This is a genomic window from Bordetella sp. N, assembly GCF_001433395.1.
In the GTDB taxonomy this organism is placed as follows: Bacteria; Pseudomonadota; Gammaproteobacteria; order Burkholderiales; family Burkholderiaceae_B; genus Bordetella_C.
The window spans coordinates 150,227-176,259 of the sequence record NZ_CP013111.1; the positions used below are offsets into that span (position 1 = coordinate 150,227).

At 66.7% G+C, this 26,033-nt stretch carries 21 protein-coding genes; 13 read left to right on the plus strand and 8 right to left on the minus strand.

Annotated elements, in window-relative coordinates; genetic code table 11:
• Positions 1 to 5 precede the first annotated feature (5 nt).
• Together ASB57_RS00655 and ASB57_RS00660 are read right to left on the minus strand one after the other, a co-directional pair.
• Positions 6 to 1,346, minus strand: coding sequence for a HAMP domain-containing sensor histidine kinase (locus ASB57_RS00655; protein WP_082621278.1), 1,341 nt, complete (start codon positions 1,344 to 1,346; stop codon positions 6 to 8).
• A complete protein-coding gene (locus tag ASB57_RS00660) occupies positions 1,336 to 2,019 on the minus strand; it encodes a response regulator transcription factor (RefSeq protein ID WP_057649674.1) in 684 nt (227 codons plus the stop codon). Before ASB57_RS00660 ends, ASB57_RS00655 begins: the two co-directional genes overlap by 11 nt.
• 240 nt (positions 2,020 to 2,259) lie before the next feature.
• Here ASB57_RS00660 and ASB57_RS00665 point away from each other — a divergent pair, with 240 nt between their 5' ends.
• From ASB57_RS00665 to ASB57_RS00695, 7 genes are all read left to right on the plus strand, one after another.
• The gene (locus ASB57_RS00665) at positions 2,260 to 3,447 is read left to right on the plus strand and encodes an ABC transporter substrate-binding protein (RefSeq protein WP_197424931.1); all 1,188 of its coding nucleotides are present in this window, start codon (positions 2,260 to 2,262) and stop codon (positions 3,445 to 3,447) included.
• A 2-nt stretch (positions 3,448 to 3,449) separates the two neighbouring features.
• On the plus strand, positions 3,450 to 4,511 hold the full coding sequence (locus ASB57_RS00670; RefSeq protein ID WP_057655818.1) for an iron ABC transporter permease: 1,062 nt from the start codon (positions 3,450 to 3,452) through the stop codon (positions 4,509 to 4,511).
• Entirely contained in the window at positions 4,511 to 5,302 is a 792-nt protein-coding gene (locus ASB57_RS00675) for an ABC transporter ATP-binding protein (protein WP_156414030.1), read from the plus strand. The genes ASB57_RS00670 and ASB57_RS00675 overlap by 1 nt, the downstream gene beginning before the upstream one ends.
• A 182-nt stretch (positions 5,303 to 5,484) precedes the next feature.
• Complete coding sequence (locus tag ASB57_RS00680; RefSeq protein WP_057649676.1) at positions 5,485 to 6,381, plus strand: LysR substrate-binding domain-containing protein; 897 nt, start codon at positions 5,485 to 5,487, stop codon at positions 6,379 to 6,381.
• Between the two features lie 214 nt (positions 6,382 to 6,595).
• Positions 6,596 to 7,591 (plus strand): tripartite tricarboxylate transporter substrate binding protein, encoded by a 996-nt coding sequence (locus ASB57_RS00685; RefSeq protein ID WP_057649677.1) that lies wholly within the window; start codon positions 6,596 to 6,598, stop codon positions 7,589 to 7,591.
• 60 nt (positions 7,592 to 7,651) lie between these two features.
• Positions 7,652 to 9,016: an acyclic terpene utilization AtuA family protein gene (locus ASB57_RS00690; protein WP_082621281.1), complete on the plus strand. Its 1,365-nt coding sequence runs from the start codon at positions 7,652 to 7,654 to the stop codon at positions 9,014 to 9,016.
• 2 nt (positions 9,017 to 9,018) lie between these two features.
• Positions 9,019 to 9,357, plus strand: coding sequence for a DUF4387 domain-containing protein (locus ASB57_RS00695; protein WP_057649681.1), 339 nt, complete (start codon positions 9,019 to 9,021; stop codon positions 9,355 to 9,357).
• Positions 9,358 to 9,435: 78 nt separating this feature from the next.
• On the opposite strand, the gene ASB57_RS00700 is transcribed toward ASB57_RS00695, so the two are convergent.
• Positions 9,436 to 9,972: an Rrf2 family transcriptional regulator gene (locus ASB57_RS00700; protein ID WP_082621282.1), complete on the minus strand. Its 537-nt coding sequence runs from the start codon at positions 9,970 to 9,972 to the stop codon at positions 9,436 to 9,438.
• A 208-nt stretch (positions 9,973 to 10,180) separates the two neighbouring features.
• Between ASB57_RS00700 and ASB57_RS00705 the strand changes: the two genes are divergently transcribed.
• Both ASB57_RS00705 and ASB57_RS00710 read left to right on the plus strand, forming a co-directional pair.
• Positions 10,181 to 11,416: a globin domain-containing protein gene (locus ASB57_RS00705; protein WP_057649683.1), complete on the plus strand. Its 1,236-nt coding sequence runs from the start codon at positions 10,181 to 10,183 to the stop codon at positions 11,414 to 11,416.
• Positions 11,417 to 11,617: 201 nt separating this feature from the next.
• Positions 11,618 to 14,065 carry a catalase gene (locus ASB57_RS00710; protein WP_057649685.1) on the plus strand — a complete coding sequence of 816 codons (2,448 nt, stop codon included), beginning with the start codon at positions 11,618 to 11,620 and terminating at the stop codon, positions 14,063 to 14,065.
• Positions 14,066 to 14,081: 16 nt separating this feature from the next.
• On the opposite strand, the gene ASB57_RS00715 is transcribed toward ASB57_RS00710, so the two are convergent.
• Positions 14,082 to 14,948, minus strand: coding sequence for a LysR family transcriptional regulator (locus tag ASB57_RS00715; RefSeq protein ID WP_057649687.1), 867 nt, complete (start codon positions 14,946 to 14,948; stop codon positions 14,082 to 14,084).
• Positions 14,949 to 15,079: 131 nt separating this feature from the next.
• Between ASB57_RS00715 and ASB57_RS00720 the strand changes: the two genes are divergently transcribed.
• The 4 genes from ASB57_RS00720 to sodC all read left to right on the plus strand — a co-directional run bounded on the left by ASB57_RS00720 (position 15,080) and on the right by sodC (position 18,655).
• Positions 15,080 to 15,949, plus strand: coding sequence for a CoA ester lyase (locus ASB57_RS00720; RefSeq protein WP_057655820.1), 870 nt, complete (start codon positions 15,080 to 15,082; stop codon positions 15,947 to 15,949).
• A 96-nt stretch (positions 15,950 to 16,045) separates the two neighbouring features.
• Positions 16,046 to 17,254: a CaiB/BaiF CoA-transferase family protein gene (locus tag ASB57_RS00725; protein WP_057649689.1), complete on the plus strand. Its 1,209-nt coding sequence runs from the start codon at positions 16,046 to 16,048 to the stop codon at positions 17,252 to 17,254.
• 231 nt (positions 17,255 to 17,485) lie between these two features.
• Positions 17,486 to 17,863, plus strand: coding sequence for an oxalurate catabolism protein HpxZ (gene hpxZ / locus ASB57_RS00730; RefSeq protein WP_369822770.1), 378 nt, complete (start codon positions 17,486 to 17,488; stop codon positions 17,861 to 17,863).
• A gap of 273 nt (positions 17,864 to 18,136) precedes the next feature.
• A complete protein-coding gene (sodC, locus tag ASB57_RS00735) occupies positions 18,137 to 18,655 on the plus strand; it encodes a superoxide dismutase family protein (RefSeq protein WP_057649691.1) in 519 nt (172 codons plus the stop codon).
• A 111-nt stretch (positions 18,656 to 18,766) separates the two neighbouring features.
• On the opposite strand, the gene ASB57_RS31255 is transcribed toward sodC, so the two are convergent.
• From ASB57_RS31255 to ASB57_RS00755, 4 genes are all read right to left on the minus strand, one after another.
• Entirely contained in the window at positions 18,767 to 21,949 is a 3,183-nt protein-coding gene (locus ASB57_RS31255) for a mechanosensitive ion channel family protein (protein WP_197424932.1), read from the minus strand.
• A gap of 142 nt (positions 21,950 to 22,091) precedes the next feature.
• Positions 22,092 to 23,336, minus strand: a complete 1,245-nt coding sequence (locus tag ASB57_RS00745) for a PQQ-dependent sugar dehydrogenase (RefSeq protein ID WP_082621283.1) — start codon at positions 23,334 to 23,336, stop codon at positions 22,092 to 22,094.
• Positions 23,337 to 23,436: 100 nt separating this feature from the next.
• Entirely contained in the window at positions 23,437 to 24,849 is a 1,413-nt protein-coding gene (locus tag ASB57_RS00750; protein WP_057649696.1) for an FAD-containing oxidoreductase, read from the minus strand.
• 159 nt (positions 24,850 to 25,008) lie between these two features.
• Entirely contained in the window at positions 25,009 to 25,998 is a 990-nt protein-coding gene (locus tag ASB57_RS00755; protein ID WP_057649697.1) for an acyl-CoA thioesterase domain-containing protein, read from the minus strand.
• Between the last annotated feature and the right edge of the window lie 35 nt (positions 25,999 to 26,033).

The following is a 26,033-nucleotide window of genomic DNA, read 5'->3' on the forward strand; positions in this document are numbered from 1 at the left end:
GGCCTTCAATCCTGGCCCGCCTGCTCACGCAGATCCACGTGAAAGCGGCTGCCCTGCTCGGGCGCCGACTCCAGGGTCACCGTCCAGTGCTGGTGGTTGCAGATACGCTGGATCAAGGACAAGCCCAGGCCCAGGTTCTCCGGGCCGCCCTTGCGGCCCTGGACGAAGGGCGCGAACGCGGTCTCCTGCTTGTCCGCGGGAATGCCGGCGCCGTCGTCGCGCACCTCCATGCTGGCCGAGCCGGCCAGCACGGTGACGTGGCGCGCGCCGGTGGCGTGCTGCAAGGCGTTGCGGATCAGGTTGGACAGGACGATGCGGAGCAGGGGCGCGGGATAGACAGGACTGGCAACGGCATCCGCGTCGGTCGCCGCGTTGGAAGCGCAGTCGAGGGCCACCCCCAGCCGCTGCGCGCGCGCCTGCCAATGCGCGACCTGTTCCTGGGCGGCCGCAAGCACCGTGGTCTGCGGAAAGCCGCTGGCATCGGCGCGGCCGCGCGCCAGCATCAGATAGGCGTCCAGGTGTTGATGCATGTCGCGGGCGGCGGCCTGGATGCGGCGCAGCTGCGCCGTCTGGCCGGCGGTCAGGTTGCTGTCGTCCAGCAGCACTTCACTTGAGCTGGACACCACCATCAGCGGCGTGCGCAATTCATGGCTGACGTCGGCGGTGAAGAGCTGTTCGCGCTCCAACGCCTGTTCAAGCTGGTTATACGTATCGTCGAAGGCGGCGGCCAGCTGGCCGATTTCATCGCGCGGATAGTCCTGCGCCAGCCGGGTGCGGGGCGGCAAGCCGCCGCGGCCGCTCATCTGCGTGGCCAGACGGGCAAGAGGCCGCAGCACGCGCCTGGCGGCCAGGGTGCCCAGCAGAAACGCCAGCAGCAAGCTGGCCGCCACGGCGCTCACCGTCAACCAATGCGAGCGGCGCAGGCCCTGTTCATAGTCGGTGTAATCGCGCAGCAGCATGTAGCGCACGCCGTCCTGGTCGCTGGCCATGACGTGCCAGACCCGGCTGGCGCGTTCGATCTTGTGGAAGCCCGGCGCCAGATGCCGCAGCCAGTCGGGAAAGGCCGCGCTGCCGGGCTCGCCATGGAAGAAGCGGTCGGCCCGCCCGACGTCCTCACCCGCCAGGTAATCGGTGCGCACGCGCTCCACGGCCATGCCCATGTCGATGCGCTGTAAATGGGTTTCCAGCGTGCCGACCGTCCACAGCGAGAGCAGCGCGATGGCGCCCGTCGCGACCAAGGTCAACAGCAGATACGTCAGGAAAAGATGGCGAGCCAGGGCGCGCGCCGGACGATGCGACCGCGCGGACGGCGTCGAGATCCCGTCGGACAGGCGCTCAGGCGCCATCCCCGCTCCTCAGCTGATAGCCGATCCCGTGCACGGTCTGCAACAGGGGCTCAGGGTAGGGCTTGTCGATGACCTGGCGGATCTGGTGGATGTGGGTGCGCAGGCTGTCGCTGTCGGGCGGCGAATCGCGCCACAGCGCTTCTTCCAGACGCGCGCGATGGACCACCGCGGGGCTGGCGCGCATCAGGATGGTCAGCAGTTGCAAAGGCGCCGGCGGCAAGCGTAGCACCTGGCCGGCGCGGCTCAGGCGGCGCGTGTCCAGATCCAGCTCCAGGTCACCCACCTGCAGAACGCGGTTCTGCGCGCCGCCGCGAGTGCGATGCAGCAAGGCCTTGATCCGTGCGGACAGTTCAGCCAGGGCGAAGGGCTTGACCAGGTAGTCGTCCGCGCCCACGTCGAAACCGTGCAGGCGGTCATCGAGCGTATCGCGTGCCGTCACCATGATGATGGGCGTGTCCAGGCCGGCCTCGGTGCGCAGCTTGCGGCACAGCTCGTAGCCGTCCAGGCGCGGCAGCATCAGGTCCAGCACGATCAGGTCGAAGTTGTCCTGTTCAGCCAGCCCGTAGCCCCGCAGGCCATCGCTGGCGCAGTCGACGATATAACCGCGCGCCTCCAGGTGATGGGCGATGTTGCCGAGGATGTCGGGATCGTCTTCGATGATCAGGATGCGCATGGATACGGTAATGAATAAGAATCACTTGCATGAATTGCCGCCATTTTACGTACTGTGCGGCGCTTGTCCGCAGCAGGATGGCGCACGGGGCGAAAAGGGCGGCAAATGTTGCGTGGGCGCGGCAGGCAGGCACGTCTTAACGTTTTGTTGAGGCCCATGCGCCGACAATCGGGAAACGCGAATCCTTTGCATTCCGGAAAAATCACCTTGCGCAACTCTCTTTTGTCGTCGGCCCGAGCCATGGCCGTCGTAATCCTGGCCGGCCTGGCCTTGGCCACTATCCCCCGCGCGGCCGCGGCGCGTGAAGTCGTCGATCTGGCCGGCCGCCACGTCACCGTGCCCGACCACCCGCAACGCGTGTTGCTGGGCGAGGGGCGTTTCGTTTTCGCCATGGCAATCCTTGACCGCGACGATCCGGTCAAGCGCGTCGTCGGCTGGCAGGGCGAGCTGAAGGCGCAGGACCCCTACGCCTGGCAGCAACTGGTGACGCGTTATCCCGCTGCCGCCAAAGTGCCCCTGATCGGCCAGCGCTCGGAAAGCAGTGTCAGCCCGGAAAAAATCGTGTCCTTGCGGCCGGACGTGGCGATCTTCGGCCTCAGCGGCCACGGCCCGGGCGTGAACAACCCGATGATCAAGCCCTTGCAGGACGCCGGCATTCCCATCGTCTTCATCGATTTTCGCGAGCATCCCGTTGAGCACACCGTGGCCAGCATGCGCGTTCTTGGCCAGGTGCTGGACCGTGAGAAGGCCGCGCAGGCCTATGTCGATTTCTATGAAGACGGCCTGCGCCGGGTGCGTGCGGTGGTCGATCCCGTTCCGCTGGAACAACGGCCGCGCGTGTTCGTGGAAATGCTGGCGGGCGTGTGGCCGGCATGCTGCCACAGCACGGGGAAGGGCAACTTCGGCGATCTGGTGGTGGCGGCCGGCGGACGCAATGTGGCGGCCGACGTGTTGCCGGGCGCCATCGGTGACGTCAGCCTTGAGTACCTGATGCAAGCCCGGCCCGACGTTTATGTGGCGACCGGCAGCCGCTCCGATCCGCTCAAGCCCGGGCTGCTGGCGGGGCCCGGCATTGTGGCCGACGTGTCCGCGCGCAGCTTGTCCAAGGTGCTGGCGCGCGAGGGCATTCGGGATCTGGACGCCGTGCGCCGGGGCCGCACCCTGGGCATCTGGCACGCCTACTACAACTCGCCCTACAACATCATCGCCATCGAGGCGCTGGCGCGGCTGTTCTATCCCCGCGCGGGCGCGACACTGGATCCCGAAACGGACATGGCGCGCCTGTATCGTGACTTCGTCCGCCTGGATCCCAACGGTACGTATTGGACCGCGGCCGCGGGCCCGGCCGCGGCTCCGGCCGCGCCCGCCACCAGCGCCGCGGCCGGCTCGATCGAGGCCCCCGTGGCACCGGCCAACGCCGCGCGCTAGCCATGTCAGTCCTGGCTTCCGGCGGCGAGCACGCCATTGCCCACTTCCAGCGCACCGTACGGCGCCGTCATGTACTGACCGCGCTGCTGTGCGTGGCCATCTTCCTGGGACTGCTGCTGGACATGCGCACGGGTCCCGCCGGCTTGAGCGCCCGCGACCTGCTGCGCGTGCTGTTCCAACCCGCTCTCGCCAGCAACGCGGATCGCGTGATCGTCTGGGACTTTCGTCTGCCCTATGCCTTGACCGCCGTCCTGGTCGGCATGTGCCTGGGCCTGGGCGGCGCCGAGATGCAGACGGTGCTGGATAATCCGCTGGCCAGTCCTTACACCCTGGGCGTGTCGGCGGCAGCGGCGTTCGGGGCCGCGCTGGCCATCACCTTGGACCTCAGCCTGCCAGGCCTGGGTTCGGCGGGAACGATTTCGCTGGCCGCGTTCGCCGCGGCCCTGGTGTCCGTGGCGGCGCTGGAGCGCGTCGCGCGTTGGCGGGGCGGGTCCACCCTGGGCGTGGTGCTGTTCGGCATCGCGCTGGTCTACGCCTTCCAGGCGCTGATCATGTTGCTGCAATTCGTCGCTACGGAAGAAGCCCTGCAGGGGATCGTGTTCTGGACCATGGGCAGCCTGGCCCGTGCCAGCTGGGTGTCGGTGACCGTATTGGCCGTGGCCTTGCTGTTGCTGGCGCCGTTCTCCTGGCGCGATGCGTGGAAGCTGACCGCCCTGCGCCTGGGGGAAGAACGCGCCATCAGCTTCGGCGTGGACGTACGCCGTCTGCGGCTGGCCAGTCTGTTGCGGGTCAGCGCGCTGGCCGCGCTGGCGGTGTCCTTTGTCGGCACCATCGGTTTCGTGGGCCTGGTCGCGCCCCATATCGCGCGCCTGCTGGTGGGCGAGGACCATCGCCACTATCTGCCGGCCAGCGCCTTGTGCGGCGCGTTGATCATGTCGCTGGCGTCGGTGGCGTCCAAGACCTTGCTGCCCGGCGCGCTGGTGCCCGTGGGCATCGTCACCGCGCTGGTGGGTATTCCGTTCTTCCTGACCATCGTTTTGCGTGCCATGCGCAGGGTGGACTGATGGCCGATCCGCTTACTCTCGAAAACCTGCGGGTCGCCTATGGTCGCCGTGAAGTCCTGCGCGGGGCAGGTGCGCCGCCGTTGACAGCCGGGACGGTGACGGCGCTGCTGGGGTCTAACGGCAGCGGCAAGTCCACCTTGCTGAAGACGCTTGGTGGCCTGGCGGCAGCGCAGTCCGGCCGGGCTTGTCTGGGCGACTTCGACCTGCTGAAGGCCACGCCGCAAGCGCGTGCGGGCCACGTGGTGTACATGCCGCAGGCCTTGCCCAAGTCGGTGCATCTGACCGTCTTCGAATCGGTGGTCGTGGCCGCGCATGCGCGTGATCGTTCGCGGCGGACGCGGGCGGAACTTGAACGGGTGCATGGACTGCTGGAAAGCCTGGGCATTGCCGGGTTGGCGCAGCGGCATCTGGATGAACTGTCCGGCGGACAGAAGCAGCTGGTCGGCCTGGCGCAGGCCTTGGTGCGGCGGCCGCGCCTGTTGTTGCTGGACGAGCCCTTGTCCGCGCTGGACCTGAATTACCAGTTCCACGTGATGCGCCTGCTGCGGCGGGAGACGCGGGAGCAGGGGTTGGTGACGCTGGTCGTGCTGCATGATCTGGACATGGCCTTGCGGCATGCGGATCAGGCCTGGATGTTGTCGCGGGGAGAGATCGTCGCTGCCGGCGCGCCTGGGGCGGTGATCACGCCGGCGACGTTGGCGCAGGTGTATGGGGTTCAGGCGCAGGTGCTGTTCGATGAGGGGTTTTCGCACGTGCACGTTGATGGGTTGGTGGATGAAGTAGTGAGATAGGTATTTTGGGAGGAGACCCCCCCAATGCCACCCGGATAGCGTTGGATTTTGGGAAGGCCCCGCGCGCGCTGGGGTTTGTCTCTATTTAAGTACTCCGTCTTATCGGGGACACTGCGGAGCCGGGTTTCCCGGTCCGCTAGTGTCGCCCCCTGGGGGGCCGCGCCACGCGCGGTAGGGGGGGTATGAATCTTCGTCAGATTGAAGTATTTCGTGCGGTCATGCTCGCTGGCTCCGTCAGCGGCGCGGCCCAGCTGCTGCATGTCTCGCAACCCGCCGTCAGCCGGCTGATTTCCTACACGGAATCGCGGCTGGGCTTCGCGCTGTTCCAGCGCCTGCGCGGCCGCCTGCATCCGACTCCCGAAGCCCATAAGCTCTTCAACGAAGTGGAAGTGCTGTACCAGGGCGTGCAGCGCATCAACGGCCTGGCCAGCGACATGGCCAACCAGACGGGCGGCGTCCTGCGGGTAGCGTGCAGCCCCAGCCTGGCTTATGCCCTGATGCCCATGGCCATCGCGAAATTCTCGCTGCGCTTTCCCGACGTGCAGGTGACCCTGGAAGGGATGCTGGCCGACGCCCTGATCGACTCGGTGCTGACCCAGCGCGCCGACGTGCTGGTGGCCATGGTGCCGGTGCAGCACCCCCGCATCCAGGTCCATAAGCTGTTCCGCAACCGGGTGGTCGCGGTGCTGCCACCGGACCACAAGCTGGCCGAGCGCAAGCGCCTGCGTGTCACGGACCTGAAGAACGAACGCATCATCGGCTACGGCGCCGAGACGCCCCTGGCACACGCCATCGGCCGCCTGTACGACGGCGCCCGTATCGCGCCCCGCTGGGTGGCCGAGGTCATGCAGACCCACGTGGCCTGCGCCATGGTGCAACAGGGCCTGGGCATCGCGCTGGTCGACGAGCTGGCCCAGATCGGTGGAGCCTGGCCCGGCCTGCACGTCCGCGAGCTCACGCCCACCATCGACCTGCAGGTCCGCATCGGCTACTCGCGCCACGAACCCCTGTCGGCCATGGTGCAAGCCTTCGTCGACGAGGTCCAGGCCTTGCAACACCCGGTGCTGGTCCCCGTCTGAGCGCGGCCCACATGGCGCCCCGCGCGTAAACCCTCAGTCGCGGCTGACTTCCCCGCAGAGCCCGTATTCACGCGGCTCTTAACGTCACGTTATGGACTTTTTCCATAACGGAATACGACTTTCCGCGAGCCTCTCCCTAGAATTTTTCCAGCCGTCGGACAAAGACGGACGGGATGCCCGCAGAGGCGCCCGCAATCAGACAAGGGGTAAGGTAATGAAGCTCGCGCACACGCATCTCCGCCGGCGGCTGCTCGCCACCGCCACCATCGCTGCCACCGTCTGGGCGCTCGCCGCGCCGGCGCAGGCGGCGGGCACCTTCCCCGACCGGCCGATCACGGTGGTCACACCGTATCCCGCCGGCGGGTCGCTGGATACGGTGGGCCGGCCCCTGGCGCAGGGTTTCGAGAAAGCCGCGGGCCAAAGCATGATCATCGAAAACGTCGGCGGCGCCGGCGGCCTGATCGGCGCCAACAAGGTGGTCAAGGCACCCGCCGACGGCAATACCCTGCTGCTGGCCAGCAACGGCCAGGTCACCCTGGCGCCGCTGGTCTACAAGGACATGTCCTACAACCCCGAGACCGACCTGGTGCCCATCGTGCATCTGGTCGACCAGACGGCCGTGCTGTACGCGAGCGCCAAGTCGCCCTACAAAACCTTCGCCGACGTCGTCGCGGCCGCCAAAGGGCAGGAAACCCTGCAGTTCGCCTCCACCGGCACGGGCAGCATCTCGCACCTGGCCCTTGAACTGCTGGCCCAGAAGATGGGCACCCGCTTCACCCACGTGCCTTACCGCGGCGCTGCCCCAGCCCTGCAGGACCTGGCCGGCGGCCAGGTGCCGCTGATGTTCACCTTCGTCGGCTCGGCCAAGCCGCTGACGCAGTCGGGCATGGTGCGGCCGCTGGCGGTCGCCGCCAAGGCGCGCCTGGCCAGCCTGCCTGACGTACCGACCTTCGCGGAGCTGGGCTATCCGGACGTCCAGGCGTCCGTATGGATAGGCCTGATGGCGCCCAAGGGCACCCCGGCGGACCGGGTGCAGAAGCTGGCCACCCTGGTCGACAGCGTATTGGCCAACCCGGATTTCAAGAAACTCATGATCGACAACAACATGGAGATCAAAGGCGGCTCGGTAGCAACGTTCAAGGCCATGATGGCCGATGACCAACGCCGCTGGGCCGACCTGGCGAAGACCGTGAACCTGGCTTCCAACTAGCGGATCCATGCGGCAACACGATTCAAGCAAGACGAACTTACCTAGAAAGCAGGACGGAAGATGAAACAAGTAACCGGCGTGGCGCCATCGGGTTCGATGGGCAGTGGCTATAACCTGGCGTCGTTCAAGCGCGCCATGCAAGCCAATCCCGATTTCATCGGGCAGGACGCGGGGTCCACCGATATGGGTCCCTACTATCACGGCGCCGACAAGGCCTTCCTGCCGATGTCGGCCTACCGGCGCGATCTGGCGGTGATGCTGGCGGCCGCGCGCGCGGCCAAGATTCCCTTGCTGATCGGCTCGGCCATCACCAACGGCTCCAATGCCACCCTGGAACTGATGATACGCATGGTGCGCGAAGTGGCGGCGGAGCAGAAGCTGTCCTTCAAGCTGGCCATCATCAGCGCCGAGATCGACAAGAAATACCTGAAGGAAAAGATCGCCACCTACGGCCCGCTGGAAGGCCTGGGCCCGGATAGCGGCCTGACCGCGCAAATGGTCGACGCCGCCGGTCCCATCGTCGCGCAAATGGGCATGGAGCCCTTCATGCGCGCGCTGGAGCAGGGCGCCGAGGTCATCATCGCCGGCCGTGCCTGCGACGACGCGGTGTTCGCCGCCATGCCGGTGCTGCGCGGTTTCGACCCCGGACTGTCGCTGCATTGCGGCAAGATCCTGGAATGCGCGGGCCTGTCCGCGGTGCCCTACGACCTGGGCGAGCCCATGATAGGCCGCGTGCGCGAGGATCATTTCGAAGTGGAGCCGGGCAATCCGGACAGCCGCTGCACCACTGTATCCGTGGCGGGCCATTCGCTCTACGAGCGCAGCGACCCCTTCATGCAGGCGGGCCCGGGCGGCATCAACGACCTGACCCATGCTACCTTCGAGCAAGTGGATCCGCGCATCGTGCAGGTAAGGGGCAGCCGCTACATCAATGACAGCAACTACCGCGTCAAACTGGAAGGCGCCGAGCAACTGGGCTATCGCAGCATCGTGGTGGTCGGCATCCGCGACGCCGTGATGATCCGCGAACTGGACCACGTGCTGGAGCACGCCCGCGAGCGCGCCGAAGAGCGCTTCGGCCTGAAGGAAAACAACATCAGCCTGCTGTTCCGCCAATACGGCAAGAACGGCGTGATGGGTGACCTGGAGCCCGACCTCGATCACGTGCCCAAGGAAATCGGCCTGGTAATCGATGCCGTGGCGCCGGACCAGGATACGGCCACGGCAGTGGCCATGTTCACGCGGGGCGTGCTGCAGCATGCCGACTACCCCGGCATCCTGACCACGGCCGGCAATATGGCGTATCCGTTCTCGCCGTTCGGCGTGCCGGTCGGCCCGGCCTACCGCTTCTCCGTCTATCACCTGATGCCCGTGGCCAACGCCACGGAATGCTTCCCCATCCATTACGAGAACATCCGGAATTGATCATGGCTGAATCGACCTCCAGCAAGACCCAGCCGATGACGGCTTACGCCAAGGTCATCCGCAGCAAGAACTCGGGTCCCTTCGACCTGACCTTCGACATCATGTTCGACGCGGATGCGCCTTATCTGCATGTGAAGAACAGCGGGGTGATCAATGTCGAGAACGTGGCGCGGGCTTTCGCCATCCCCGCGGCCGAAGTGCTGGTCTGCACGCCGTTCGACGCGGCGCGCGCATTCAAGATCACCATCAAGCGGCCGGTCAGTTCCGGCGATCTGCAGGACAGGGATGTGTACGGCTGCCAGCAGCATGTGCCCTTGACCCGGATCCAGGTGCCGGTCTAAAGGCTGATCTGACTGAGGGTCTGACTGCGCGTCTAACAGCCGGTCCCGGACCCGTATCCATCTGGACGCGCCGCGTCTTCAGGAGGCCGCCTGCTTTGCCGGGCGGCCTCTTTTCGTGCGGACGGGTGCCGCGCCGTTACCGGCGGCTGCCTCGCGCAAGTCAGCGCGCACATCGGCCAGCGCCAGGGCTTGCGTGAACGCGCGGTTCAGCGCGGCCGGCTTGTCGACCAGGTCGTGCAAGGTGACACCGTCCAGTACCTTGAACCAGGCTTGCAACGCCTGGTTCAACACGCCCTTGAGCACACAGGCACGGGTGATGACGCAGTGGTCCTCATCGTGGAAGCACTCCACCATGGCGAAATCGGTTTCCGTGGCGCGCACCACCGCGCCGATCTTGATGTCCTTGGCCGGACGGCCAAGCCGCAGGCCGCCGGCACGGCCACGCGTCGTGAGCAGGAATCCTTCCTGGCCCAGCTTCTGCACGATCTTGATCAGATGATTGCGCGGAATGCCGTACGCATCGGCAATGTGCTGGATGGTGACGGGCTCGTCGGGATGCGACGCCACATAAATCAGCGCACGCAGACTGTAGTCCGTGTAATCGGTAAGCCGCATGGGAAAGACGCGTACGGGTCGGTAAGAGTGACGGGCCAGGCAGGCGCCGACAAGGATGGAAAACGTCCGGTTTGAGTCCGGTTTGATGCTGATCAAAAGTCTAGCACGCGGGTGGGCTGCAACGCTCCGCACCGATCTTTTTAAGTTGCATCGAATATGCAACTTAAAATAGAATGTGTGCACGCAAACCGTTATCCAGGAGTCCACCATGTTGTCGCAGCAGTCCCGGCCGTACATCGATGCCAGCGTTCCCGTGTTGCGTGAGCACGGCCTGGCGATCACCAAGACCTTCTACAGCAATATGTTCGCCGAGCGCCCGGACTTGACGAACCTGTTCAACATGGGCAATCAGGCCAGCGGCGTGCAGCAGCAATCCCTGGCGTCGGCGGTGTTCGCCTACGCCGCCAATTACGATCGCGCCGACGTGCTGGCGCCCGTGCTCGACCGTATCGTGCACAAGCACGCGGCGGTGGGCCTGAAGCCGTCGCACTACACCATCGTGGGGCGCCACCTGCTGGGCGCCATCAAGCAGGTGCTGGGAGACGCTGCCACGCCGGAACTGATGGCAGCCTGGGACGAAGCCTATTGGTTGCTGGCCGGCGAATTGATCGCGGCGGAAGGGCGTCTGTACGAACGCAGCAATGCCGGGCCGGATCATCGCCTGCCGCTGCGCATCACCGAGCGCGATGCGCAAGGCAGCGAAATCGTCGCGCTGACCCTGGCGGCGACGGACGGCACGGCCTTGCCGGACTTCCAGCCCGGTCAGTACGTGTCGGTGGTGGTCGAGTTGAGCCCGGGCGTGTTCCAGCAGCGGCAGTACAGCCTGTCCGACGCGCCCAACGGCAGCCACTGGCGGATCTCGGTCAAGCGCGAGGCGGCAGGGCAGGACACACCTGCCGGCGTGGTGTCGAACTGGCTGCACGACAACGCCAACGTCGGGGATGTGCTGATGGTCAGCCGGCCCTACGGTGATTTCGCGCCCGTGCTGGACGGCAAGTCGCCCATCGCGCTGTTGTCGGCCGGCGTCGGCATTACGCCCATGATTGCGGTGCTCAACACCATGGCGCAACGCAATCCGGCACGGCCGGTGTTGTTCGCCCATGCGGCGCGCGACCATGCCTGTCTGGCGCATCTGGACGACGTGGCCGAGGCCGGCGCGCGGATGCCGGCCTTCAGCGCGCATTACTTCCTGGAGGCGGGCGCGGAAGCCCCGTCCGCGCAAGGCGGCGCGCTTTTGGCCGGCGCCACCGCGCACAGTGGTCGCATGCGCCTTGCCGCCCTGTTCGATGCGCGGCAGTTGGCCGAGGCCAACACCGATTTCTATCTGTGCGGGCCTCTACCCTTCATGCAGGCGCAGCGCGCGGCGCTGTTGGAAGCCGGCGTGCCGTCCACCCGCATACACCGCGAAGTCTTCGGCCCGGATCTGCTGGACGATCTGCTGTGAGCAGTAAGCGGTAGCGGTAGCACCAGGCGGTACGCCGGGCTCGCGGCCTCGCTGCCGTAGCAGGGACAGCTCCACAGTACGTCTTCCGGACGAGCAGGTCGGCCCTTGGCGTCGACACCAAGGTATGGCAGTTGCTGAGGGTGATGGCTTAGGGGAGCTCCGTCTCGGTAACTCCCTTTCACCGTCCAGGAGCTAACAGCAATGGCCAGCACCAAGAAACCCACAAGCGCCCCAGCCAGCAAGTCCCCCAGCAAGTCCGCCAAAAGCGCGGCAGACACCGGTAAGAAGGCGGCGGCCAAGTCGGCCGCCCGTACGACGTCGACCGGGCCCGCCGAAGTGTTGAGCACGAATGACGCATTGGCTGCCCACGCGGCCGGCGTGCAGTCCCTGTCCGCCGCGATGCCCTACAACGAGAACAAGGCGCTGGAACACGGACGCGACAACGCCGTGGCGCCGCCGGCCGGCCACACCGTGGAACCCGCGGACCCCAGCGTCACCGGCAGCACGCTTAGCGAGGTCAATCACAACGACAAGGCCGGGGGCGCCGCGCCTGCCGGCGCCTGTCCGGTTACCGGCGCGCTCGACCGCGTGCGGGTCGACAACGCCGGTCAGCCGCTGACCACCAATCAAGGTGTGCAGATAGGCGACAACCAGAATTCGTTGAAGGCCGGCCTGCGCGGACCCACGCTGCTGGAAGATTTCATCCTGCGCGAGAAGATCACCCATTTCGACCACGAACGCATACCCGAACGCATCGTCCATGCGCGCGGATCGGCGGCGCATGGCTATTTCGAAAACTACGAGCCGTTGACGCAGTACACGCGCGCTGCGCCGTTCCAGGAAGCGGGCAAGATTACGCCTGTGTTCGTGCGCTTCTCCACGGTTGCCGGCGAGCGCGGTTCCAGTGACGTGGCGCGCGATGTACGCGGCTTCGCGGTGAAGTTTTATACCGATGAGGGCAATTGGGATCTGGTCGGCAATAACATGCCGGTGTTTTTTATCCAGGATGCGATGAAATTTCCCGACCTGGTCCATGCGGTGAAGCCAGAGCCGCATCACGGCATGCCGCAGGCCGCGTCGGCCCACGATACCTTCTGGGACTTCGCTTCGCTGATGCCGGAAATCACGCACATGCTGATGTGGGCGATGTCCGACCGCGCCATTCCCCGCAGCTATCGCATGATGCAGGGCTTCGGCGTGCATACCTTCCGCCTGGTCAACGAGGCTGGCGAGTCGGTGTTCTGCAAATTCCACTGGAATCCCAAGCAGGGTACCCACTCACTGGTCTGGGACGAAGCCTTGAAGATTTCCGGCGCGGATCCTGACTTCCATCGGCGCGACCTGTGGGAAGCGATCGAAGCGGGCGCCTATCCCGAATGGGAACTGGGCCTGCAAATCTTCACGGAAGAGCAGGCGGAAGCCTTCAGCTTCGACATCCTGGATGCCACCAAGCTGATTCCTGAAGAGCTGGTGCCGGTGACGCCGGTGGGCCGCATGGTGCTCAACCGCAATCCGGACAACTTCTTCGCCGAGACGGAGCAGGTGGCTTTCTGTACGGCCCACGTGGTGCCGGGCATCGATTTCTCCAACGATCCCTTGCTGGCGGGACGCATCCACTCTTATGTGGATACGCAGATCAGCCGTCTGGGCGGGCCCAACTTCCACGAGATCCCCATCAATTCGCCGGTGGCTCCCGTGCACAACAACCAGCGTGACGGCATGCACCGCCAGGCGCTGGCGCGCGGTCGCGTCGCCTATGAGCCCAACTCGCTAGGTGGCGGATGTCCTTTCCAGGCGGGCGCGAAAGGCTTCGTGTCTTTCCCCGAGCCCATGAAGGAAGACAAGTTGCGCGGCAAGCCGGAGAAGTTCGCCGACCACTACACGCAGGCGCGACTCTTCTATGAAAGCCAGACGGGCTTTGAGAAGCGCCACATCGCCGCGGCGTTCCGCTTCGAGCTGAGCAAGGTGACGGTGCCCGCCATCCGCGAGCGCATGGTGTCGGGCTTGCGCAATGCGTCAGAGGAATTGGCTAAAGCAGTGGCTGACGATCTGGGCATGGCCTTGCCGGCGCCCATGCCGCGCGCGCTGGAAACGCCCGCCAAGCCGGAAGTGACGAACTCTCCTGCCCTGTCGCTGATGGCGCGGCCGGGGGCGGGTGACATTCGCACGCGCCGGGTGGCGATCCTGATCGCGCCGGGCGTGGATGCCACCGCCATCGAGACCGTGCAGCAGTCCCTGGTGGAGCAGGGCGCGGTGCCGTTGCTGGTGGCCGCGCGGATCGGCGCCGTGGAGGCGGCCGACGGCAAGGCACTGGATGCCGAGGCGTCCCTGGAAAACTCGCCGGCAGTCTTGTTCGATGCGCTGATCCTGCCGCCGGGCGACACCGTCACCGACGAGCTGGCCGACGAAGGCCAGGCCCTGGAGTTCATCCGCAATATGTATCGCCATGGCAAGACCATCATGGCGCTGGGCGCGGCGCAGGCGCTGCTGGACGAAGCAGGCATTCCGCTGATGCTGGCGGATGGAGAAGAGGACCCTGGCCTGGTATTCGGTGGCGATGGTGACGCCACGCCGGCCCTGGCGAGTTTCGTCCAGGCGCTGGCCAAGCATCGTCATCCGCAACGGGAAACCGATCCGCCGCGGGTTTAATCCTTACGCTTGAGTTTCAGCCTGCGTCAGGCCGCGCGCAGCCCAGCACGGCCTGGACCAGGCGATTGTCCTGGTCCGTGGCGCGGCAGGCGTAGGCAATCTGGCGGTAGGGCGGGTTGCGGCCCAGCTGGATCACCCGGACAGGATGCGCGGCATAGAGATGCGCGCCGGGATCGGGCAGCACGGATACCCCCAGCCCTTCGGCCACCAGTGCCGTCAGGGTCGCCAGCGATTGCATGTCGATGCGGCTGCGCGCATGCGGCGCATGCTCGGCCACGTAACGGGCGGCAATGCGCCCGCCGATGGTGGTCTTGTCGAACCGCAGCCATTCGTGCTGGCGGAACAATTCGGGGATATCGGTCTCGGTCGAGTCGGGCGGGGCGATCAGCACCAGCTTTTCCCGAAACAAGGGCGTCCAGCTGAGACGACTCGACCCGCCGCTTTCCGGCCTGACGATGATGGCCGCATCCAGCTCCCCGCTTTTCAACTGGTCCACGAGGTCGGCGCCGCGGCCGCGCACCGGGCGCACGTCCAGCTGTGGATAACGTTGCCGGGCCTGGCGCAACAGGCGCGGCAGCAAACTGACCAGCAAGGGCTCGATGGTGCCCAGCCTGACCCTTCCCTCGACCACGGGCGAACTGCGGCGGCGCAGCGTTTCCAGGCGGGTGAAGGCTTCCTGCAGCACCGTGTCGATTTCCGCGGCGAAGGCATTGGGCCGTACTTGCAGGGCCGAGCGGTCGAACAGGGGCTGGCCGAAGTATTCCTCCATCTGCTTCATCTGCAGGCTGATGGCGCTGGGCGAAAGATTCATATCGGCCGCCGCCGCCGCGAAGCTACCTCCGCGCAGGACGGCGTTAAGAGTGCGGAAGGCGGATAGCTTCATTTGAAATTCTCACCTGGCGTATTAGGAAACATCGCTTTATATCACCAAAGCGACCCCGGTAAGATGCGTTATTCCCGGTAGAACCCGGCATAGTCCGGCAGCGGACACAGGAAGGAGACATAAAGATGTTGATGCGCAGCAAGCTATTCGTACCCGGCTCGCGGCCCGAGCTGTTTCCCAAGGCCCTGGCCAGCGAGGCTGACGGCCTGTCCTTCGACCTGGAGGATTCCGTCTCCGAAAGCCGCAAGGACGAGGCGCGCCAGGAACTGGGCCGACTGTTTTCCTCGGACGCGGCGACGGCCAGCGGCAAGGTGCTGATCGTGCGCGTCAATGCGCAGGACACGCCGCATTTCCATGCCGACGTGCAAGCGGTGGTGCGTCCCGGCCTGCATCTGGTGAATGTGCCCAAGGTCGACAGCGTGGAGCAGGTGGTCGCCGCGGCCGCGGCGGTGATCGAGGCCGAACGCGCCAACGGCGTGACCGAGCCCGTGCGCCTGTTGCTGAACATCGAATCGGCGCGCGGCCTGCGGGTAGCCGCCGACCTGGCGGCCGCGCATGAGCGCGTCGCCGGCCTGCAATTGGGGCTGGGTGACCTGTTCGAACCCCTGAATATCGTCCGGCGCGACGCCGAAGCCGTGCGGCTGGCCATGTTCCAGTTGCGCATGGCCGCGGGCGAAGCGGGTGTGTTCGCCTACGACACCGCGTTCGCCGACATCAAGGACCAGGACGGCTACCTGGCGGAGGCCGGCATGGCGCGTCGTTTGGGTTTCCTGGGCAAGAGCTGCATCCATCCTTCGCAGGTGGCCCTGGCCAATCAGGCGTTCCGTCCCAGCGACGAGGAAATCGCCCATGCACAGCGGGTGGTCGCGGCCGCGGCGGATGCGGGCGCGCGCGGCGTCGGCGCCTATGTGGTCGATGGAAAGATGATAGACGGGCCGTTCGTGAGGCGCTCCGAAGCTGTCGTCGCCTTGGCCCGCCGACTGGGGCTGCTGGCGGCGTAAGCGCGCCGTGCCCTCCGCGCCTTGCGCGTCTTTCAGGTCTTTGGCGCGACCGCCGTTTCAGCAAGGCAAGCTAATTCATTCATTCAGGAATTCCTCATGACCGCTACCCATCCAGAATCCCTGCCCACCGTGGCGGGCGGCCCCCTGGCCGGCGTTCGCGTGCTGGATCTCAGCGCTTATATCGCCGGCCCGTACGGCTGCACGCTGCTGGCCGACCAGGGCGCCGAAGTCATCAAGATCGAACCGCCTGCGGGCGACAACCTGCGCAAATATCCGTCGACCCTGACCACCGAAAGCCGGGCTTTCCTTGGCGTCAATCGCAGCAAGCAAGGGCTGGCGCTGGATCTCAAGCAGGAAGCGGCGCGTGAAGTCTTGCGCGACCTGGTGCGCCAGGCCGACGTGCTGGTGCATAACTTCCGGCCCAGCGTGCCGGACCGGCTGGGCATAGGCTACGAGCAGTTGCGCGCCATCAATCCGCGGCTGGTCTATTGCGCCGTCACGGGTTATGGCGAGACAGGTCCGCTGAAGGAAAAAGCGGGCTATGACCAGGTGCTGCAGAGCCTGACCGGCATGTGTACCCTGCAAGGCAAGAGCGAAGGTCCGCCGGAAATTCTGTATGGCTCCATCGTCGACTATTACGCCGCGGCCATGGTGTCGAGCAGCGTGGCGGCGGCCTTGTATGAGCGCGAGCGCAGCGGCGAGGGGCAGTATGTGGGGGTGTCGCTGCTGCGCAGCGCCATGGCCTTGCAGTCTGCGCGTTTGATCTGGGCTGACGGCGAGCCGCGCGAGGTGGGGCGCGACATGCGGTCGGGCGGGATCACGGGATTGCATCCCACGCGGGATGGCTATCTTTATATTTCGGCCAATACGCCGCATTTCTGGAAAGCCTTGTGCGAGAAGACGGGGTTGCAGGCCTTGGCCGCGAATGAGCGTTATGACAGCGTGCGCAAGCGTGCCGAGCATAAGGATGAAATCGTGCCGCGTCTGCATGAGGCGCTGGCGGCCCGGAGCGCCTTGGAGTGGGAGGAAATATTCGGCGAGGAAGTGCCCTGCGCCGCGGCGCGCAGCGTCGAGGACATGTTCGATTTCGAGCAGGTGCGTTCGGAGGATCTGATCGCCGAGTTCAAGCATCCCGTGGTCGGCAATTATCGGGGCTTGCAGAAGCCGATCCGGTATGGCCGCACGCCCTGCGCCACGCCTTATGCGGCGCCTACGTTCGGACAGCATACGGACCTGGTCCTGGCGCGCGCCGGCTTGTCGGCGGACACGATCGCGGCGCTGCGGAAGCAAGGGGCGGTGCTTTAGGCGGCGCAGCGCCGCGTGGCGTAGAGGATGCCTGCACTGAGCGCCTAGGTGTTGATCTGGAGGATGGGACAAGGACCCTGGCTGCGGCCAGGAGGCCATTCGGGACAATGGTGATGCCCTTGCGGCCCTGCTTCATACCGCCAGGGGGGTTTTTGGGGGGCTTCCCCCCAAAAAATCTAAAATCCTTTCCTTTAGAACGCTTTTCTCAGAAACGTCAGGAGTCTGGTCCCCATGTTGGAAGTCAACAAACCCGCCGTCGTGGCCGAAGTCACCGAGCAGTTCGCCCGCTATGAAAAAGCCCTGGTCGGCAATGATGTGGCGGTGCTGGATGAATTGTTCTGGAATTCACCGTTGACCTTGCGCTATGGCGCCGGCGAGAACCTTTACGGCTATGACGCCATCCGCGACTTCCGCGCCGGCCGCTCGCCTACCGGCCTGGACCGCACCGTCCTGCGCACCCACATCGTCACTTACGGCGATGACATGGCCACGACGCACATCGAGTTCCAGCGCACCGGCGCCACCCGTATCGGCCGCCAGACCCAGACCTGGGTCCGCACCGACGCCGGCTGGCGCGTCGTCTCCGCCCACGTAAGCGTAATGTCCTGACCGCGCGGCTTTCCTGCCGCGGTCACGCGGTCACGCGGGCGCGCGGCAGGCCGGCAGTGCGCGGTCGCTCCGGCCCTCGGCCGCCGCGCGCCGCGGCATCGGCCAGGGCGGAATCCGACAAAATCATGCCGCGCGGTAGCGCGGCATGATCCCTCCACGGGCAGTGGAGATCAAACAAGAATATCTTGTAAGAATATTCCCCTGGTGCCCCTCCTTCCCCCGGGTTAGGGTTTCAATGCTGTCAACTTCCCCGAACAGCTAAGGAGAGCCAGGATGAAAACCCCTTTGTTCATCGCCCTCATGGCGGTAGCCGGCATAGCCTCGGCACAAACCACCTCGGTGCAAATGAACTTCGTCGATGCCAATGGCGTGCAAGCGTCCGCCGGTACGGTGAAGGCCGAACAGAACAAGTACGGCCTGTTGCTGACCCCCGACCTGCACGGCCTGCCCCCCGGCATGCACGGCTTCCACGTGCATGCCAATGCGGCTTGCGGCACCACGACGGTGGACGGCAAGCCGACCCCGGGCGGCGCGGCCGGCGGCCATTGGGATCCGGACAAAACCGGCGTCCACAAAGGCCCCTATGACGACACCGGCCACAAGGGCGACCTGCCGGCGTTGTACGTGGGCGCCGACGGCAAGGCCACGTACCCCGTCCTGGCCCCGCGCCTGAAGCTGGCCGACCTCAACGGCCATGCCCTGATGATCCACGCCGGCGGCGACAACCATAGCGACCATCCCCAGCCCCTCGGCGGCGGCGGTGCCCGCATCATCTGCGGCGTCGTCAAGTAAAAAAGACCGGCGCGCGGCCGCCCGCACTCGGGGCGCCGCGTCCGCGCGCCTTGCCGCGCGCGCAGGAAGGGCAGCCTGTTGCTGACTCTTCGCCAACGATGCGTCGGCGCTTTACGTTCCGCGCGCTTCGGGCGGCTTGCCCGATTGCGCACGGGGCGGCGGACCGGCCGGGTCCGGCATCTCCGCCGGCGCTTCATCTGCCGTCAGCAGCAAGCTGGCACGCGGGTTGGCAATGGCGATGCCCAATTCGCGGAAGCGATCGAGGATGCGGCGATTCATTTCACGCTGCACACCCCAGCGGCCGGAGTCCTTGCAGCGGATCTGGCCCGCCACCGTGACCATGGAACCGTCCACCGCATCCACACCCCAGACCTCGATGTCGTTGAGAATGACACCGCGATACGTCGGATCTTCCCGCATTGCCGCGCCCAGCTTCTTCAGCTCGGCAATCACCTGTTCGACATCGGTGTCGTAGGCCACGCTGACGCGCACGGCCGCATTGCCCAGGCCCCGGTTCGTGTTGTTCACCGTCGACACCGAACTGAACGGCACGATGTACAGCGACCCATCGCCGCCACGCAGCCGCACGGTGCGTATCGACAGGTATTCCACGCTGCCCGACACGCCCGCCACCGTCACCCAGTCCCCCACCTGCATGGCGTTTTCCATCAGCAGGAAAATGCCGGTGATGAAATCCTGCACCAGTTTCTGCGAGCCGAAGCCGACCGCCACGCCGATGATGCTGGCGCCGGCCAGCAGCGGCGTGGTGTTGATGCCGATCTGATTCAGGGCGGTGAAGCCCACCACCAGCAGCACGGCGATCAGCAGCAGCGTGCGCAGCATGGGCACCAAGGTGCGCAGCCGCGCCGCGCGCAGCAGGTCGCCCTGGTCCTTCCAGCGCTTCAGACGCCGTTCGATGGCGTAGTGCACAGCTTCCCAGATCAGCGTGGCCAGCACCACCGACACCCCGATGGTCATGCACGCCGATGCGATGCTGCGCCCCAGCGTGCCGCGCGCGAACCAGTCGGTCACGTCGGCGCCCCAGGCCTGCAGCAGGGCGAACACCGTGGCGATGAAGATCAGCGTCGTGACCAGGCGCCGCACGATAGGAAAATAGCGGCCGGCCAGGCGGTCCTGGGTCGCCGTGCGCAGGTTTTCATCCGGCTTTTCGCCCTCCGCCGCGCGCGGCTGGAACAGGCGGCCAAGCGCCCCCAGCAAGAGCATGGCGGCGATGCGGGCGACGATGAAGATGCCGCCGGTGACCACCACGAAGTGCATCAGTTTGGGAAAACCGTCTTCCACCCCCAACGCCCAGACGATCCAGAGCCCGGCGACCAGCACGATGGCGATCACCGCCCATGTGTGCGCCAACCACTGCCGCAACACCGCCAGCGTGCCCGTCTGCCCCGACTTGCCGGCCAGAATGCGCGCGACCGGACGGCGCATCTGCAGGATCAGGGTGATGACGAAGATGTGCACGAGCAGGGAGATGCCCTTGAGCAGGATCAGGCGCGCTTGAGCGCCCACTCCCAACACCTGTGCCGCATCGGCCAGCGCCAGGCCGAACAGCGCCAGGATGAAGATGCGGCGCAGTCCGCTTTGCAGACGCTGCGAGACGACATCGGATACATGCAGGACGCGCAAGCCATGGCCGACCGGCGAGACCAGCAGACGCAGCACCGCCATGCTGATGCGGGTGGTGACGTAGGCATGGACGAAGCCGCTGACGGCTTCATGAACGCGGGTATCGTCGCCGTCCAGCCAACGCAGGGTCAGGCCTGCCGCGACGAAGAACAGCGCCAGGGGGAGCAGGTCGAGCACCAGCGAGGCGATGGCGTATGGCAGGTGGCGAATGGTGCGCCAGTGCCGGCCGGCGTTACGGGTGGCGTGTTCGGCGGCCGCTTCACGCGCCAGGGTGGCGTCGCGCGCGACGACGCCGGCGGCGCCGCCCGTGGCCACGGTGTCGCTGCCGGTGGTCGGCATGGTGGTGGCGTCGGCGGCTTTGTTCGCGCCCGCGCCCGCAGGCCCATGCGTGGGGAAGGAAGTGCTTGCAGGCATGCTGCCGCTCGTGTTCGCGGCAGCGGCGGGAACCGTCCCGGCGGCTGCGGTTGTCGTTGCGGGCGCGCCCGCTGTGCCTGTGCCTGACGGACCAGCGCTAGCCGCGTTCGTGCCCGCGGCATTGGCTGCGGGGCCGCTGCCCGCTCCCGCGTTGGGATCTTGGACTTGCGCCGCGCTCTGCGCGGCGTCGCCAGCCGCGGGCGGCGCGGCGCCGTCTTCCAATGGGACTGGCACTGCTTCGACGCGGGCGATGCCGTCGCGGGTCGTCTGGACCAGGGCAACGCCAGCCGGCACGGCGCGCAGGCTGGCGTCGTCGGCTTGTTGTTGCTCACGCGCCTGCGCGTTGTCGGTTTCCTGTCGTACGCGCTCGGCCTGCGCCCGCAGCATTTCCTCTTCGTGGCGCTCGCGCCGTTCTTCCGCGTCTTCGTCATCCGCATGTTGCGCCAGTGCCTTGCGCGGCTTGCGCAGGGCGCGCTGCAGGACCCACTCCAATAGCAAGCCGATCACGAAGACGGCCAACAGTGTGACGACCACCTGGCGCAGCAGGCGCTGCCCGGCTTCCGTGGCCAGATTGCGGTTGGCGCGGGCCACCATGTCCGGCACGGCTTTCATGCCTTCACGGATCTGCGCCACCTGCGTGTCCACGCCATCCACCCAGTTGGAGATGCTGCGCAGCATGCGGGCCATCAGGCCGTTCGCTTCCAGCGGGACGATGGCCGTGGGGCTAGGTTCTTCGGCCGGGGCGGCCGGAGCTGCCGGGGCCGCGGAAGGTGTCGCGCCAGCGGGCGCCGCCGCGCCACCCGTGCTTGCCGCCGCGGGCGTCCCGGCTGCGGGCGTCCCGGCTGCGGGCGTCCCGGCTGCGGGTGATCCCGTCGCCGCAGCGGGCGCCGTGTCCGCAATGGCCTTCAGCGCCCGTATTGTCTGCTCCCGCGTCGCGTCGTCCTGCAACAGGCGCGCCGCCCGCTGCGCATCCGCGGGCGCTATCGCGCCGCCTGCCTGCGCGGGATTGCCGCCCGGCGCCGTGGTCGCGGCCGTGGCCGGGTGCGTGGCCGCGGCGACATATACGGGTGCAGCCGTTTGCTCGGCGGTCGCGGCACTGCTTCCGTCCGGCTCCGCCGCCAGCGTCGGCACGCCGCCCAAAACGGCGCACGACAGGATCATCTGTCCTATCGTGCGCGCCATGCGGTGGCGCACGTCAGGGCGGAAGAGCGTTGTGACGATGGCGGGTACAGTCATTGATACATCCTTTGTCCGCGGGGCAAAGCGGAATAACGAAGCGGAACCATAAAACGCGGGGCACCGGCCGCGCTACCGGAGCGCGGCCAAAAAAATCCGGCCTGATGAGCAAGCCCCGTTCCTATGGCTGCCCGCCTGTCATTCAGTGCCCTGGGGTCAGGCGCAGCAAGCGTCCCTCGCTGCTGTCTTCCAGCAGCCACAGCGCCCCATCCGGCCCTTCTGTGACGTCGCGGATGCGGGCCCCCATGTTCCAGCGATTCACCTCGCGCGGGCCGTTCTTGCCGTCGAAGGACACCCGCACCAGCGCCTGCGGCAGCAGCGCGCCGATGAAGGCCGAGCCGCGCCACTGCGGGAACATGTCGCCCTTGTAGAAGATCATCCCCGCCGGCGCGATGACCGGGTTCCAATACAACGCGGGCTCCTGAAATTCAGGATGGGTGGAAGGGCGCGGGATGGGCGTGCCGCTGTAGTTGTCGCCATAGGACACCACCGGCCACCCGTAGTTCTTGCCGGGCTCCTCCAGGTTCAGCTCGTCGCCGCCTTTCGGACCCATTTCGTGCAGCCACAGGCGGCCGTCGGACGCGAACGCCAGGCCATAGGGATTGCGATGGCCCGTGGTCCACATCAGGGCGCGGTCGCCGCCGTCCTTGGCCCAGGGATTGTCCGGCGGCACGCGGCCGTCCGGGAACATGCGCAAGACCTTGCCCAAGGGCAGGGTGGGGTCCTGCGCGGTGCGGGGCCGCATCCGGTCGCCGGAGGTCAGGAACAGATAGCGCCCATCCGGCGAGAAAGCGATGATGCCGCCCGGTTGGCCGCCGGACCCGCCGCCGCGCTTGTCGCCATTCGGCGTGGCGCGCCAGATCACGCGCAAGTCACGCAAGGTGGAGCCATCCAGGTCCAGCCGCGCGCGTGCCAGCGCAAGATTGGCGCCGTCGCCGGCCTCGACGTAGGTCAGGTAGATGATCCCGTCTTCTTTCCACTTGGGGCTCAAGGCCACGTCCAGCAGGCCATTCTGCCCGCTGTAAGTCACGGCCGGCACGCCTTTGATCTCCTGCTTCTTGCCCTGCGTCGTCACCACATAGAGATGGCCCGGCTTTTCCGTGACGAGCATCCGCCCATCGGGCAGAAAGGTCATCGCCCATGGCACATTGAACGTGGCGACCGGCTGCACCGCGAAGGGCAAGCCCTGGTCATAGGGGCGATTGCCGTCATTGGGCGGCGGCGCGGCCCGGCTGGCAGGCGCCGCTTCCGCCGCCAGCAGTGGCGTTCCCCCCCACGGTGTGCCGGCGCCCGGGAACGCGCCGAGTGCAAGGGCCCCCAGCGCGAGGGCGGCCAGGCGGGCGGGCCGGAGGGCATGACGGGGCTGGCGCAAGAGGGGGATGTTCATGGATGCTCCGTAAATCGTGAACGAGGGCAGCGGCCGGCGGTGCGATTAACCCGTACGGAAGCGATACCGCAGGGCCATGGCAAAAGTTCAAGCGAAAAGCTCAAACCAAAGGCTTGAGGTCTCCCAGCACCGTCGGTATCAATTCCGAAACCGTGGGATGGATATGTACCGTATCACGCAACGTGGTGTACGGCGCGCCGGCGGACATCGTATCGATCAGCCCATGCACCGCTTCGTCGCCCCCCGTCCCAAGGATGGCCGCGCCAAGCAGCTGCCGGGTCTGCGCGTCCACGAGCACCTTCATGAAGCCCTGCGTTTCGCCTTTCTCCACCGCGCGGCCGACCCGCGTCATGGGCCGCGTGCCGACCAGCGCCGGCTTGCCGCTGCGGCGCACGGCGGCTTCCGTCAGACCGACCCGGCCCAACGGCGGATCGATATACAGCGCATAGACGGGAATGCGATCGCTCACGCGGCGCGCGCCGCCGTCGATCAGATTGGCCGCGACGATCTCGAAGTCGTTGTAAGCCGTATGGGTGAAGGCGCCCCGGCCGTTGCAGTCGCCCAGGGCCCAGATGCCTGGCACGTTGGTGGCCAGGCCGTCGTCCACCACGATGTAGCCGCGCGCGTCGATGGCGACGCCGGCCGCGTCCAGGCCCAGGTCATCGGTATTGGGCCGGCGTCCGGTGGCGACCAGGACATGGGATGCCTGCACGGCGGCCTGGCCGGCATGGGTCCGCACGTCGATCTGCCCGGCGTCACCGGGCGCGAAGCGGATGTCATCGGCATTCAGGCGCAGTTGCACACCTTCCGCTTCCAGGATGCCGCGGATCGCGTCGGAGATGTCCTCGTCTTCGCGCGCGATCAGGCGCGGACCCTTTTCCACCAGCGTCACCTCGCTGCCGAAGCGTCGGTACATCTGCGCGAATTCCAGGCCGATATAGCTGCCGCCGATGATCACCAGGTGGCGGGGCAGCACGTCAAGATCGCGCATGCCGACATTGGTCAGCACGGGCACGCCGGCGATGCCGGGCAGATCGGGAATGACGGCACGGCCGCCACTGTTGATGAAGATCCGGTCCGCGCTCAGCGCCTGTCCGTCGACCATGATGTCATGCGGACCCGTGAAGCGCGCGTGGCCCTGGTACACGGTGCAGTTGGCCATCCCGCGCAGCCAGCTTTCGACCCCGTGGCGCGCGTTGAGGGCCACCGTATCGGCGCGTGCCTTGACGCGCGCGATGTCCACACGAACCGGTCCTTGCAACGCCACCCCGTAGTCGGCCGCGCGGCGCGCCAGGTGGGCGGCATAGGCACTGGCCACCAGCGTCTTGGTCGGCATGCAGCCGGTGTTCACGCACGTGCCGCCGAAATGCTTGCGTTCCACCAGCGCCACGCGCATGCCGGCGTCGCTGAGCCGGCCGGCCAGCGCGGGGCCGGCCTGGCCGGCGCCGATGATGATGGCTTCGTAGTGTTGCGGGGTCTTGCCGGCGGATGCGCCGCCTGTCACTGGGTCCATGGTGCTTCTCCGTTGAAGGGGGCTTGCAAACGGGTCTTGCAAACGGGTCTTGCAAACGAGGTCTTGCAAACGAGGTCTTGCAAACAGGGTCTTGCGACTGGGACTTACAAACGGGGTCTTGCAACGCACTAACCTGGGTAACTCGCCGGGGCCGGCAACTTATGTTTCCGCCGCCGCCTCCTTGCGCAGCGAATGCGTGGTCAACACTTCCAGGACGCGCCGGCCAGGCCGGCCCGCGACCACGGTATTGATTTCCGTGCGCACCACCGCCGTGAGGCGGCCACGATGCGCGACCCGGGAACGGGCTCGCAACTGTTCGCCTTCTCCCGGGCTGACGAAGCCCGCAGTCACGCTGCTGACCGGCCAGTTGCCGGGCAGGGCGGCGTGCGCGGTGGCCTGGGCGAAGGCCAGCAGGACGCCGCCTTGCACATGGCCGACACGATTGCCCAGATGTGCGCCATTGCGCAGCGTCCCGCTGGCGCCCTGCGTGGAAGTCCGCGTGCGGAAGCCCCAGAACGCTTCGGAAAAATTGTCGGCGCCGCCCGCGCGCAGGGCCTTCAGCGCCTGCGCATAGATGGCCGCGTCGCTGTCGCCCAGGCCGGCCGGCGCCGGCAAGGCCACGCCGGCCCAGTCCGCGTCGGCGGGCAGATCGATCGCGCGCAGCACCGGGGCGCGCGTGCCGGACGGCAAGTCCAGCACCATGAACGTCCCGCTGCCCAGGGCGATCTCGCGTTCGCCGCTGCGGATGCTGACGCTGGCGATGGCCTGCTGCCCGGTCGTGTCGCGCAGAAAGCCATGGAAGTGGCTGACCGCGCGCAAGGGGCCCGCGCAGGCCGCGCCGGTGAGCTGCAATTGCAGGTTGACCGTGGCCAGGCGGGTATCCCGCTGCAAGGCCGCGCGTATGCTGGCGGCCAGCGCCAGGTCGGCCAGCACGTTGAGCCCCACCGGATCGGCGCTGCCGTCGGCACGCAGCGGCGCCCCCTTCAAGGTGGTGACGCTGCCCGCCGCGGCCACATGGTCGAAAGAGACGGCAAGGAAATTGCCGGGGAAATGGAAGCCCTGCTCATGCCCAAGATGAATGGCATGCAGCACCCGGCGCAGGATGGGATGCTCGGCGGGGGATGGGGCGGCGACAGCGGTGGAGGTCATGGACGGCGGAACGGCAAGGGGGAAGGCTGATTATC

Coding starts and splice junctions, on each gene's coding strand:
- ASB57_RS00720 (WP_057655820.1), top strand. CDS start 15,080: ATGCGCAGCAAGCTATTCGTACCCGGCTCGCGGCCCGAGCTGTTTCCC.
- ASB57_RS00680 (WP_057649676.1), top strand. CDS start 5,485: ATGAATCTTCGTCAGATTGAAGTATTTCGTGCGGTCATGCTCGCTGGC.
- ASB57_RS00695 (WP_057649681.1), top strand. CDS start 9,019: ATGGCTGAATCGACCTCCAGCAAGACCCAGCCGATGACGGCTTACGCC.
- hpxZ (WP_369822770.1), top strand. CDS start 17,486: ATGTTGGAAGTCAACAAACCCGCCGTCGTGGCCGAAGTCACCGAGCAG.
- ASB57_RS00750 (WP_057649696.1), bottom strand. CDS start 24,849: ATGGACCCAGTGACAGGCGGCGCATCCGCCGGCAAGACCCCGCAACAC.
- ASB57_RS00705 (WP_057649683.1), top strand. CDS start 10,181: ATGTTGTCGCAGCAGTCCCGGCCGTACATCGATGCCAGCGTTCCCGTG.
- ASB57_RS00690 (WP_082621281.1), top strand. CDS start 7,652: ATGAAACAAGTAACCGGCGTGGCGCCATCGGGTTCGATGGGCAGTGGC.
- ASB57_RS00745 (WP_082621283.1), bottom strand. CDS start 23,336: ATGAACATCCCCCTCTTGCGCCAGCCCCGTCATGCCCTCCGGCCCGCC.
- ASB57_RS00655 (WP_082621278.1), bottom strand. CDS start 1,346: ATGGCGCCTGAGCGCCTGTCCGACGGGATCTCGACGCCGTCCGCGCGG.
- ASB57_RS00755 (WP_057649697.1), bottom strand. CDS start 25,998: ATGACCTCCACCGCTGTCGCCGCCCCATCCCCCGCCGAGCATCCCATC.
- ASB57_RS00700 (WP_082621282.1), bottom strand. CDS start 9,972: ATGCGGCTTACCGATTACACGGACTACAGTCTGCGTGCGCTGATTTAT.
- ASB57_RS00710 (WP_057649685.1), top strand. CDS start 11,618: ATGGCCAGCACCAAGAAACCCACAAGCGCCCCAGCCAGCAAGTCCCCC.
- ASB57_RS00665 (WP_197424931.1), top strand. CDS start 2,260: ATGGCCGTCGTAATCCTGGCCGGCCTGGCCTTGGCCACTATCCCCCGC.
- sodC (WP_057649691.1), top strand. CDS start 18,137: ATGAAAACCCCTTTGTTCATCGCCCTCATGGCGGTAGCCGGCATAGCC.
- ASB57_RS00675 (WP_156414030.1), top strand. CDS start 4,511: ATGGCCGATCCGCTTACTCTCGAAAACCTGCGGGTCGCCTATGGTCGC.
- ASB57_RS00670 (WP_057655818.1), top strand. CDS start 3,450: ATGTCAGTCCTGGCTTCCGGCGGCGAGCACGCCATTGCCCACTTCCAG.
- ASB57_RS00660 (WP_057649674.1), bottom strand. CDS start 2,019: ATGCGCATCCTGATCATCGAAGACGATCCCGACATCCTCGGCAACATC.
- ASB57_RS00725 (WP_057649689.1), top strand. CDS start 16,046: ATGACCGCTACCCATCCAGAATCCCTGCCCACCGTGGCGGGCGGCCCC.
- ASB57_RS31255 (WP_197424932.1), bottom strand. CDS start 21,949: ATGACTGTACCCGCCATCGTCACAACGCTCTTCCGCCCTGACGTGCGC.
- ASB57_RS00685 (WP_057649677.1), top strand. CDS start 6,596: ATGAAGCTCGCGCACACGCATCTCCGCCGGCGGCTGCTCGCCACCGCC.
- ASB57_RS00715 (WP_057649687.1), bottom strand. CDS start 14,948: ATGAAGCTATCCGCCTTCCGCACTCTTAACGCCGTCCTGCGCGGAGGT.